Below are 10,249 nucleotides of genomic sequence, written 5' to 3'. Positions count from 1 at the left end.
GGAGAGGCCCGCTCGTCTCATCTCAGCCCGTACCCCGTGGCAAGAACCTCATGACCCACAACACCTAGACTGGCCCCATGACCGGCGCCCCCATCCTGCCCCTGCTCGTGCTCAACGGCCCCAACCTGAACCTGCTGGGCACCCGCGAGCCCGAGGTCTACGGCACGGCCACCCTCGACGACGTCCGTGCGCTCACCGAGGCCCGCGCGGCCGAGCACGGGCTGACCGTGGACTTCCGACAGTCCAACCACGAGGGCGAGCTCATCGACTGGATCCAGGAGGCCCGCACCTCCCACGCGGGCGTCCTCATCAACCCCGCCGCGTACTCGCACACCTCCATCGCCATCCGGGACGCCCTCGCCGCCGTCGACCGGCCGATCGCCGAGGTGCACATCTCCAACGTCCACCGGCGCGAGGCGTTCCGGCACCACTCGCACGTCTCCGCCGTCGCCGACGTCGTGATCGCCGGGGCGGGCGTCCAGGGCTACGCCCTCGCCGTCGACTGGCTCGCCGCGGCTGTGCGCCGCTGAGCGCTGGTCAGGGCCCGCCTGGCCGTGCCTAGGGTCGGTGGTACGAGCCGGTGGCCGCATCAGGGCGCCGGCACCCGACGACGAAGGAGCCACGCCATGGGCACCCAGGATCCCCGCGCCCGTCTGCTCGAGAAGCTCGCGAAGGTGAACGTCTGCATGCTGACCACCGCTGAGCAGGACGGCACGCTCGTCACCCGCCCGATGGGCCTGCAGCAGGCCGAGGACGGTGGCACGCTCTGGTTCCTCACGCGCGCCACCTCCGACGTCGCCGCGGACGCCCCGCAGCGCCCGGTCAACGTCGCCGTGCAGGACAAGGACTTCTGGGCTTCCCTCGCGGGCCACGGTCAGCTCGTCCGCGACGACGCGCGCAAGAAGGAGTTCTGGAACCCGGCCACCGAGGCGTTCTTCGGTGAGGGCTCGAGCCCCGAGGATCCGCAGATCGTGCTCGTGCGCGTGGATGTGCAGACCGCCCAGTTCTGGGAGTCCCCGGGCGCGGTGGCCACCGCCGTCGAACTGGTGAAGGCCAAGGTCACCGGCGGCGAGGCCCACCCGGGCGACAGCGAGACCGTCCGCTTCTGACGGCGCCTCCCGACGCCGGCCTCGCGGCTGGTCCGCGGAGGGGCCGGCGAGCGCCGCGCGAGGGGCCTCGGCGGGTCAGTCGACGTCCTCGGCCGCCAGCTGGCCGCACGCGCCGTCGATCTCCTTGCCACGGGTGTCGCGCAGGGTGGTGGGGATGCCGGCGGCGTTGAGCCGGTCCACGAACTCGCGCGTCACGTCCTTCTCCGAGGCGGTCCAGATGGAGCCCGGCGTCGGGTTCAGCGGGATCGGGTTCACGTGCACCCAGCCCTTGCCCCGGGCGTTGAGCTTCTTGGCCAGCAGGTCGGCACGCCACGCGTGGTCGTTCATGTCCTTGATGAGCGCGTACTCGATGGACACCCGGCGCCCGGTGGCCACGAAGTAGTCGTACGCGGCGTCGATCGCCTCGTCCGCCTTCCAGCGCGAGTTCACGGGGATCAGCTCGTCGCGCAGCTCGTCGTCCGGCGCATGCAGGGACAGGGCGAACGTCAGCGGCACCCCCTCCTCGGCCAGCTTCCGGATGGCCGGCACCAGGCCCACGGTGGACAGCGTGATGTTCCGCGCGGACATGCCCAGACCCTCGGGCGAGGGGTCCACCATGCGGTGCACGGCGGCCATCACGCGCTTGTAGTTGGCCAGGGGCTCACCCATGCCCATGAACACGACGTTGGTGACGCGGTCGGCGTCGTGCCCGCCGTCCTTGCGCTTGCCGCCCAGTCCGCCCTGGGCGATCACCTGGTTGGCCAGCACGATCTGCTCCACGATCTCCGCCGTGGACATGTTGCGGGTCAGCCCGGCCTGGCCCGTGGCGCAGAACGGGCAGTTCATCCCGCAGCCGGCCTGGCTGGACACGCACAGCGTCACGCGGCCGGGGTACCGCATCAGCACGGACTCCACGAGAGCGCCGTCGAAGAGCCGCCACAGGAACTTGACGGTGTCCCCGCGGTCGGTCTCCATGCGCCGGACCTCGGTGAGCAGCGGCGGGAAGAACGCCTCCGCGATCGCCTCCCGCTTGTCCTTGGGCAGGTCCGTCATCTGCTCCGGATCGGTGGTGTAGTGCTCGAAGTAGTGCACCGAGAGCTGCTTGGCGCGGAACGCCGGCATCCCGATCTCCTTGGCCTTCTCCTGCCGTTCCTTCAGCGTGAGGTCGGCCAGGTGGGTGGGCGGCTGGGAGACGCGCGGCTGCTTGAACTGCAGCTGCGGTCGGCCGTCCGGGCCCATCGGCTGGGTCCAGCCCTCGGTCTTCGGCATCACCTGGGGGCGCTCGGCGGTGGCGGCCTCGCGGCGCTTGGGCGCGGAGAGCTGGTGGCCGACGCCGGCGCGGCGCATGCGCTCTCGGTCCTCGGCGAGCTGGCGCGCCTCGGACTCGTCGATCAGGCCGCGCTCGGGGCGGCCGAGGGCCGGCTTGCCGGCGCGGTCCCTCTGGCGGTTCGGGGTGGGCTTCGATCCGGGGCGGCGGGGCTGGTAGTCAGACATCGGCACCATTCTCCCAGACGGGGCGGACTTCGCGGCGGGTCGCCTCCACGTCGACGGCGCCGCGCGGCCCCGGCATCCGGGGCAGCCCCCGCAGGACCCAGCGGACGACGACGCCGCGCACCCTCGCCGGCAGCGGCCGGTACAGGGTCCGCGCCAGCCCCCAGAGGCGTGCCTCCCGGACGGAGTCCCGCCCGGTCCAGGACCAGCCGAGGCCGGCGCGCACGCGCCCCGGGAGGAGGCCGGCGGTGACGAACCGGGCCAGGGGCAGGGCCGCCCGCAGCGGCGCGGGGACGCCCTGGCCGGAGAACAGGTCGGTGGCGATCCGCCGCGCGTCGTCCGTGACCTCGAGCCGGGCCACCCGGTCGTCCCAGTAGTCCGCGAACGCCGCGCGGTCGACCGGCCAGGCGGAGGCGGGGACCTCCAGGCTCGTGGCGAGCGGGGCGTACCCGCGGTAGAGGCGGTCGGCGTCCTCGGCGTCGAGGGCGCCCCACATCCGGCGGCGCACCTGCTCCCCCATCGCGTAGAGGGTGGCGGCCACCCAGAGCTGGGCGTCCGGGTCGGCGGCGTCGTAGGGGTGGCCTCCGGCGTCGACCCCGCGGACCGGGCGGTGCGCCGCCCGCACCCGGTCGACGACCGCGTCTCGCAACGACGCGGCCTCGGGGAGGGTGACCGCGTAGATGTAGGCGAGCGTGTGGCGGAGCCGGCGCATCGGGTCCTCGGTGAACCGGGAGTGGACGGCGACGCCGGCCCCCACCGGCCGGTGCGCCACCTGGAGCAGGATCGCCGCGCCGGCGCCGGCGAGGATCACGGCCTCGCGGGCGAGGGCGGCCGCAGAGGTCGGGGCGGAGCGGCGGTCGGGGCGCATGGTCCCAGCCTCGCACCGGGCCGGGCGGAGGGGCAGGGGGCCGAGATGAACGGTGCCGTTCACCTTCTGTTCATCTTGCTGTTCGCCTGCCGCTCGTGGCACCTCGATCCGAGAACCGCATGATTGCGCTGATTTCGCGCCATGCAGGCATGCGCGACAGGGTGTCACAGGTCACGTTGGTGAACACGGAGTTGCACTCCGGGAGGAAATCTGTAAACTTGTTCACAAGCAGTTCACCTAGCGTTTACGGAACGCGAGGTCGAGACTCCACCGAACTCATCACCCGCGGCCCCGCCGCGACGATCCGCCGGACTCGTGGTCCGGCAACCGAAGGAGGTGCTCACCGTGAGCATCAACACGACCAGCCACCACCTGCCCACCGCCCCGAGCCCCCTCATGCAGCGCCACGTGCTCCAGCGCGTCGAGGAGACCCTCCTCCGCCGCTTCGAGGGCACCGTCACCGCCGAGACCGTCCGCTCGGTCGTGCGCGAGGTCGTCGCCGACCTCAAGCGCGGCGCCCGCATCACCACCTTCCTGCCGGCCCTCGCCGAGCGCGAGGCCACCCGCCGCCTCCAGGCCGCGACGCCGGCCCACGAGGCCATGGCCGTCGCCGCCTGATCCCTCACACCGACGCGAAGACCCGTCGGCCCGCCCCGCGAGGGGACGTGGCCGGCGGGTCTTCTCGCCTCCCAGGACGCTTTCGTTCGGGAAACGGCGGGCCCCAGCACGCTTTCGTTCGGGAAACGGCCGGCCTCAGGACGCTTTCGTTCGGGAAACGGCGTCACCGCTCCTTGCTGACGATGTCGTCCGGCACCTCCGCTCCGGAACGCCGTTCCATCGCCGCCCACGCGAATCCGGCGTGCGGCGCCGTTTCCCACACCAAAGCACCGCGACACGCCGCCATTTCCCGAACGAAAGCGCGACCGGCACGGGAGGCCTCAGTCCTCGGCGACGCCCAGCGCTCGGCGCATCGGCAGGAACTTGGCCCGGATCTCCGTGACCTCCTCCTCGGGCACCGCTCCCGGGACCATCCCGCCCCCGGCCTGCAGCCGCACCCCGCCGGGCACCTGCTGGCCGCAGCGCAGTGCCAGGGCGATCTCGCCGTCGCCGTCCTGATCCAGCCACCCGACCGGCCCGGCGTAGCGGCCGCGGTCCACGGGCTCGACCTCCGCGATCACCCGCACCGCGTCCGGCGTGGGGGTCCCGCCGACGGCCGCCGTCGGATGCAGCGCGGCCACCACGTCCAGCACGGTCCCCCGCCCATCCCGCAGCCGGCCGCGCACGGACGTGGCCAGGTGGTGCACGTTCGGCAGGGTCAGGACGGTGGGCGCGGGGTCGTCATCGGCGAGGTCGACGACGGGCGCCAGCGCGTCCAGCACCGACCGCGCGGCCCAGCGATGCTCCTCCGCCAGCCGCGGATCAGAGGCCAGCCGCTCCCGCAGCGCGGCGTCCTCCTCCTCGTCCGCGCCGCGCGGCATGGACCCCGCCAGCACCCGCGAGCCCACGAGCCCCGCGTGCCGCGTGGCAAGGACCTCGGGCGTGGCGCCCAGCAGCCCGCCGACGGCGAACACCCAGGTCTGCGGGTACTCGCGGCGCAGCTCCCCGATCGCCCGCCACAGGTCGGCGTCGTCCGCGGGGACGGTCATCGTGCGGCTGATCACGACCTTCGCCAGCTCCCCGCCCGAGTCGGCCATCCGCGTCAGCAGCTCGCGCACCCCGGCCGCGTAGCCGGCGTCGTCCCAGGCACGGTCGGCGACGCCGGCGGGCAGGGGCACCGCACCGTCGGCCAGCAGCCGGGCTCCGCGGTCCGCGGCGACGGCGGCTGCGAGCGCGTCCGCGTCCACGTGCTGGGCCACGTCCCGCACGCCGGACGGCGTGGCGCGGCGCAGATCCGCGGGGATGCGCAGGACCGCGGGCTCAGGCGAGTCATCGGCGAAGGTCGAGGAGATCCAGCCCCGCAGCGGGGCCGTCGGGTCCGGTCGCCCGGCGACGGCGGCCTGCCACAGCGCGGAGAGTCGGCGGAGCCGGTCGGGGCCGTCCAGGAGCACGGTCCAGCCGCCCTCGCCCCGCCACGCGTCGTCCCCGTGCGCCCACAGCACCGCCCGAGCGAACGGGGGGACGGCGGCCTCGGGGGTCCCGGTCGCGGAGGTGCCGAGGTCCGGGAGCAGGGAGCGGACAGACATGGCCCCATTCTCTCCCACCTCGGCGGACCCCCGCTCCGGGCCCGGGCCTCGGCCACCGCCCCGACGGCGGCGAGCGGCGTCGTCGGGCGCGGAGGGATCCCGTCAAGGCTTGCGCCGGCACACCCGACGTCGCAGGGTGGGGGCACCCGTTCACCTCGCGTTCAACCGACCGCCTTCCCCGGAGGACTCGCATCATGGCCCCCATCCCCCCGGACCCCCACGCCGATCACGCACCGGCGGTGGACGACATGCCGCTGGACACGACGGCCGCGCCGGACATCCCCGCCGCGGTGGACCCCGTGCCGCACGGGATGGCCGCGCACGTGCTCGAGCGCGAGGTCGGGCCGCTGATGGCGCGCTTCCCCGGCGTGGCCGACGAGGCGACGGTGCGTCAGCTCCTGTTCGACTCCTACGCCGAGCTCGCCGAGACGAGCCGCCACCCGGAGATGCTGCCGACCACCTCGGTGCAGCATGCCGCCTCGCGCCTGCGCGCCAGGGCGATCAACCAGGGCAGCATCGAGTCCCGCCACCCGCGTGTGCTGTTCGTCTGCCACGGCAACGCCGGCCGCTCGCAGATGGCCGCGGCCCTGCTCGAGAACCGCACCCACGGCGAGGTCAGGGCCCGCTCGGCCGGCACGGAGCCCGCCGGCGAGGTCATCTCCACCGCGTTCGAGGCGATGAACGAGATCGGCATCCCGCTGCACCACACGTACACCAAGGGCCTGGACCCGGACGTGCTCCGGGCCGCCGAGATCGTGGTGCTCTTCGACGGCGCGGATCCGTTCGAGATCCCCGAGGGCGCGCAGGTGCAGAAGTGGTCCGTGCCGTCGATCCGCGGCATGAGCCTCGAGCAGGTGCGCGGCGTGCGCGACGCCCTGGACCTGGAGGTCCGCGGCCTGATCGCCGATCTGGGCGAAGCCGCCACCCCGCTGCCGGAGGAGGGCACCCGCGTCGGCCGACCCCTTGACCCATACCCCCCTGGGGTATAGAACAGGGGGTATGAGCACGGACAGCACGACGACGGCGCCCGCCGCCGCCTCGCCCCTTCCGTCCGCCGCGGCGGACGCCTGCGACGGCCACCGGCCCCCGCACGAGGTGCACCGGGACAAGGCGAAGCACCTCGCTCGACTGCGCCGCATCGAGGGGCAGGTGCGCGGCCTCCACCGCATGGTGGACGAGGACGTGTACTGCATCGACGTCCTCACGCAGGTCGCCGCCGTCACGAAGGCGCTGCAGTCCCTCAGCCTGAACCTCACCTCGGAGCACCTGCGTCACTGCGTGGCGGAGGCCGCGGTGCAGGCCGAGGCGGAAGGCCGCACCGAGCTCATCGACGAGAAGGTCGCCGAGGCGACGGCCGCCCTCGGCCGCCTGCTGCGCTGACCGGCGCCGTCGCCCACCCACCACCGCACGAGGAGCACGAGATGACCACCACCGACCTGAAGATCACCGGCATGACCTGCGGCCACTGCGTCGCCTCCGTCCAGGAGGAGCTCGGCGAGATCGCCGGCGTCTCCGCCGTGGACGTGGACCTGAACGCCGGGGGCGTCTCCACCGCCACCGTCACCTCCGAGGGCCCCCTCGACCCCGCCGCCGCGCGCGCCGCCGTCGAGGAGGCCGGCTACACGCTGGTGGAGGGCTGAGCCCCATGACCCACCCCGCCTCCTCCGCCCCGGCCGGCCCGCAGCCCGAGACCACCCGTCGCGTCGACCTGGACGTCACCGGCATGACCTGCGCCTCGTGCGTGGGTCGCGTCGAACGCAAGCTGGGCAAGCTCGAGGGCGTCACGGCGTCCGTGAACCTGCCGCTCGAACAGGCCACCGTCACCGCGCCCGCCGGCGTGTCGGACGAGGAGCTCGTGGCCGCCGTCGAGAAGGCCGGGTACGGCGCCACGGTGCGCCGTCCCGCCCCGCCGGCCGGCCAGGCCGGGCACGCGGCACACGCCGGGCACGCCCACACCTCCGACCACGGCGAGGGCCACGCCGCGGACCATGACGGCGTGGACCACCACGACCACATGGCCCACGGTCCGGGCGAGGACGTGCTGAAGCCGCGCCTGATCGGCGCGGCGGTGCTGACGGTGCCGCTCGTGTTGATCTCCATGGTCCCGGCGCTGCAGTTCCCGCACTGGGGCTGGGTCGCGTTCGTCCTGGCGGCGCCCGTGGCGCTGTGGGCGGCGTGGCCGTTCCACTCGGCGGCGTTCCGCGCGGCCCGGCACGGCTCGTCCACGATGGACACCCTCGTGTCCGTGGGCGTGCTCGTCTCCTTCGTGTACTCGGCCGTGGAGCTGATCCTGGCGCCGGACATGACCGCCCACGTGGGCGGGACCATGGCGGAGATGGCCCACCACAGCCTGTACTTCGAGACGGCCGCGGTCATCACCACGTTCCTGCTGCTGGGCCGCTGGCTCGAGGCCCGCGCCAAGCGTGAGGCCGGCGCCGCGCTGCGCGCCCTCCTGGACCTGGGCGCGGCCCAGGCCACCCTCTACGACCCCGAGACCCACGCCGAGCGCACGGTGCCCGCCGAGTCCCTCGCGCCGGGCGACGTCGTGCTGATCCGCCCCGGCGAGAAGGTGCCCACGGACGCCGAGGTGCTCGAGGGCACCTCGGCCGTGGACGCTTCCCTGCTCACCGGCGAGTCCGTGCCCGTGGAGGTCGGCCCCGGGGACGCCCTCACCGGCGCCACCCTGAACACCTCGGGCCGACTCGTGGCCCGCGCGACGCGCGTCGGCTCGGACACGACGCTCGCCCAGATGGGGCGGCTCGTCTCCGAGGCGCAGACCGGCAAGGCGCGCGTGGCCCGGCTGGCCGACCGCATCTCCGCCGTGTTCGTGCCGATCGTGCTCGGGATCGCCGTGCTGACCTTCGCGGTGTGGATGATCGTGACCGGCGACCTGCCGTCCGCGCTGCGCGCCGGCGTGGCCGTGCTCGTGATCGCGTGCCCGTGCGCCCTCGGCCTGGCGACCCCGGTCGGCCTGCTGGCCGGCACCGGCCGCGCCGCGCAGCTGGGCATCCTCATCCGCGGCCCCGAGGTGCTCGAGGACTCGCGCACCGTGGACACGATCGTGCTGGACAAGACCGGCACCGTGACCGAGGGCCGCATGGCGCTGGCGGACGTGCTCGTCCTCGACCCCGCTTTCGTGGCCGAAACGGGCGCCTCCCGGAGCGCTTTCGTTGACGAAACGGGCGCCTCCGGGAGCGTTTTCGTTGACGAAACGGCGCCGGACCGGGCCGCCGATGTCCTGCTGACCCTGGCGGCCGCCGTCGAGCGCGGCTCCGAGCACCCGATCGCCCGCGCGATCGTGACCGGCGCCGAGGAGCGCGGCCTGACCGTGCCCGGCGTGGCGGACTTCGCCTCCACGGCCGGCGGCGGCGTGTCCGGGCTGGTCGCCCTCCCCCACGACGACGGCGCCCTCGGCTCCGGCGCGCACGGCGCCGCCGGCCCGGATCCGGTCCGCGTGGCCGTCGGCCGCGGCTCCGTCCTCGAGACCGCCCTCGACGGCGGCATCCCCGCCGAGCACCGTGCCGCGTTCGAGGCGGCGGAGCAGGCCGGCGCCACGGCCGTGTGGGTCGCGGTCGGCGGCCGCGTGGCGGGCGTCCTGTCCGTGCGGGACACCGTGAAGGAGACCTCGGCGGACGCCATCGCCCGGCTCAAGGAGCTCGGCCTGCGCCCGCTGCTGGTGACCGGGGACAACGCCGCCGTCGCCACCCAGGTGGCGGACGCCGTCGGGATCCCGGCCGCGGACGTGGTGTCCGGCGTGCGCCCCGAGGACAAGGTGGACGTGGTGACGCGCCTGCAGTCCGAGGGCGCCGTGGTGGCCATGGTGGGCGACGGCGTCAACGACGCCCCGGCGCTCGCCGCGGCGGACATGGGCATCGCCATGGGCTCGGGGACGGACGTGGCCCGCGAGGCCGCGCAGATCACCGTGATGGGCGACGACCTGCACCAGGTGGTCCAGGCACTCGACCTGAGCCGTCGCACCCTGGGGATCATCCGCACCAACCTGTTCTGGGCGTTCCTCTACAACGTGCTCGGCATCCCGGTCGCGGCCCTGGGCCTGCTGAACCCGATGATCGCCGGCGGCGCGATGGCGGCCTCGAGCGTGCTCGTGGTGCTGAACTCGCTGCGGCTCACCCGCTACGCGCGCTGAGCCGGGGCGGGGCTGGCCGGGCCGGGTCCACCCCGGACCGGCCGGCCGGTCAGGGCAGGCATTCGCGGGAGTACTCGAGCCACTGCTCGAGCTCGCCGGACTCCTCCCAGAGCTGGTAGAGCTCGGAGCAGGAGGGCTCGCGGATGACCACGCCGATCAGCTCGCGCAGGGTCTCGACGTCCTCGTCCGAGAACTGATCGATGAAGGCGGTGAGGTCCACCTCGTCCGTCTCCGCGTGCTCGAGCAGGGCCTCGAGGTCCGCGTGGTCCTCGTTCCGGGCGATCCGCACGAGCGCCCCGAGGGTGAGGAGTGCGGCGCCCTGGCTCGCGGTCAGGTGGCCCTCGTCCTCGTCGCGACGGAAGTTCCTGCGGAATTCGTCCAGGTCGAAGGTGCCGTCGAGGACCTCGTCCACGATGTCCAACGCCGTGTCGTTCTGGAAGACGTTTCTGCCCCATGCGCCCATGACCTGACC

The 10,249-nt window shown here is 73.9% G+C and carries 11 protein-coding genes; 7 read left to right on the top strand and 4 right to left on the bottom strand.

The window, feature by feature from the left end; translation table 11 throughout:
• Window positions 1–77 precede the first annotated feature (77 nt).
• Both aroQ and ACTSKS_RS10720 read left to right on the top strand, forming a co-directional pair.
• Window positions 78–530: a type II 3-dehydroquinate dehydratase gene (gene aroQ / locus ACTSKS_RS10725; RefSeq protein WP_217565335.1), complete on the top strand. Its 453-nt coding sequence runs from the start codon at window positions 78–80 to the stop codon at window positions 528–530.
• 96 nt (window positions 531–626) lie between these two features.
• Window positions 627–1,109 (top strand): pyridoxamine 5'-phosphate oxidase family protein, encoded by a 483-nt coding sequence (locus ACTSKS_RS10720; RefSeq protein ID WP_036384307.1) that lies wholly within the window; start codon window positions 627–629, stop codon window positions 1,107–1,109.
• 75 nt (window positions 1,110–1,184) lie between these two features.
• Here ACTSKS_RS10720 and rlmN read toward each other — a convergent pair whose 3' ends face one another.
• Window positions 1,185–2,582 carry a 23S rRNA (adenine(2503)-C(2))-methyltransferase RlmN gene (rlmN, locus tag ACTSKS_RS10715; protein ID WP_134417045.1) on the bottom strand — a complete coding sequence of 466 codons (1,398 nt, stop codon included), beginning with the start codon at window positions 2,580–2,582 and terminating at the stop codon, window positions 1,185–1,187.
• A complete protein-coding gene (locus tag ACTSKS_RS10710) occupies window positions 2,575–3,447 on the bottom strand; it encodes an oxygenase MpaB family protein (protein WP_135039771.1) in 873 nt (290 codons plus the stop codon). Before ACTSKS_RS10710 ends, rlmN begins: the two co-directional genes overlap by 8 nt.
• Window positions 3,448–3,792: 345 nt before the next feature.
• On the opposite strand from ACTSKS_RS10710, the gene ACTSKS_RS10705 reads away from it, so the two are divergent.
• Complete coding sequence (locus ACTSKS_RS10705) at window positions 3,793–4,065, top strand: three-helix bundle dimerization domain-containing protein (RefSeq protein ID WP_227448856.1); 273 nt, start codon at window positions 3,793–3,795, stop codon at window positions 4,063–4,065.
• A 320-nt stretch (window positions 4,066–4,385) separates the two neighbouring features.
• On the opposite strand, the gene ACTSKS_RS10700 is transcribed toward ACTSKS_RS10705, so the two are convergent.
• Window positions 4,386–5,630, bottom strand: a complete 1,245-nt coding sequence (locus tag ACTSKS_RS10700; RefSeq protein WP_098094128.1) for an isochorismate synthase — start codon at window positions 5,628–5,630, stop codon at window positions 4,386–4,388.
• A 194-nt stretch (window positions 5,631–5,824) separates the two neighbouring features.
• On the opposite strand from ACTSKS_RS10700, the gene ACTSKS_RS10695 reads away from it, so the two are divergent.
• The 4 genes from ACTSKS_RS10695 to ACTSKS_RS10680 are packed head-to-tail and all read left to right on the top strand — an operon-like array spanning window position 5,825 to window position 9,777.
• On the top strand, window positions 5,825–6,619 hold the full coding sequence (locus tag ACTSKS_RS10695; protein WP_134417042.1) for an arsenate-mycothiol transferase ArsC: 795 nt from the start codon (window positions 5,825–5,827) through the stop codon (window positions 6,617–6,619).
• 10 nt (window positions 6,620–6,629) lie between these two features.
• Complete coding sequence (locus tag ACTSKS_RS10690) at window positions 6,630–7,010, top strand: metal-sensitive transcriptional regulator (protein ID WP_002856860.1); 381 nt, start codon at window positions 6,630–6,632, stop codon at window positions 7,008–7,010.
• A gap of 41 nt (window positions 7,011–7,051) precedes the next feature.
• Window positions 7,052–7,270 (top strand): heavy-metal-associated domain-containing protein, encoded by a 219-nt coding sequence (locus ACTSKS_RS10685; protein WP_061866784.1) that lies wholly within the window; start codon window positions 7,052–7,054, stop codon window positions 7,268–7,270.
• A gap of 5 nt (window positions 7,271–7,275) precedes the next feature.
• Entirely contained in the window at window positions 7,276–9,777 is a 2,502-nt protein-coding gene (locus tag ACTSKS_RS10680; RefSeq protein ID WP_442927549.1) for a heavy metal translocating P-type ATPase, read from the top strand.
• Between the two features lie 49 nt (window positions 9,778–9,826).
• Here the strand turns inward: ACTSKS_RS10680 and ACTSKS_RS10675 are convergent.
• On the bottom strand, window positions 9,827–10,249 hold a 423-nt coding region (locus ACTSKS_RS10675), incomplete at its 5' end, for a DUF4259 domain-containing protein (protein WP_442927548.1).

It is taken from the genome of Micrococcus sp. TCR-5 (assembly GCF_052220525.1).
In the GTDB taxonomy this organism is placed as follows: domain Bacteria; phylum Actinomycetota; class Actinomycetes; order Actinomycetales; family Micrococcaceae; genus Micrococcus; species Micrococcus luteus.
The sequence above is the reverse complement of the archived record's forward strand: the minus strand, read 5'-3'. Positions and strand labels throughout refer to the sequence as shown.

Bases quoted from the DNA above. Each gene is read 5' to 3' on its own strand.
- aroQ (WP_217565335.1), top strand. From the start codon at position 78: ATGACCGGCGCCCCCATCCTGCCCCTGCTCGTGCTCAACGGCCCCAAC.
- ACTSKS_RS10720 (WP_036384307.1), top strand. From the start codon at position 627: ATGGGCACCCAGGATCCCCGCGCCCGTCTGCTCGAGAAGCTCGCGAAG.
- rlmN (WP_134417045.1), bottom strand. From the start codon at position 2,582: ATGTCTGACTACCAGCCCCGCCGCCCCGGATCGAAGCCCACCCCGAAC.
- ACTSKS_RS10710 (WP_135039771.1), bottom strand. From the start codon at position 3,447: ATGCGCCCCGACCGCCGCTCCGCCCCGACCTCTGCGGCCGCCCTCGCC.
- ACTSKS_RS10700 (WP_098094128.1), bottom strand. From the start codon at position 5,630: ATGTCTGTCCGCTCCCTGCTCCCGGACCTCGGCACCTCCGCGACCGGG.
- ACTSKS_RS10695 (WP_134417042.1), top strand. From the start codon at position 5,825: ATGGCCCCCATCCCCCCGGACCCCCACGCCGATCACGCACCGGCGGTG.
- ACTSKS_RS10690 (WP_002856860.1), top strand. From the start codon at position 6,630: ATGAGCACGGACAGCACGACGACGGCGCCCGCCGCCGCCTCGCCCCTT.
- ACTSKS_RS10685 (WP_061866784.1), top strand. From the start codon at position 7,052: ATGACCACCACCGACCTGAAGATCACCGGCATGACCTGCGGCCACTGC.
- ACTSKS_RS10680 (WP_442927549.1), top strand. From the start codon at position 7,276: ATGACCCACCCCGCCTCCTCCGCCCCGGCCGGCCCGCAGCCCGAGACC.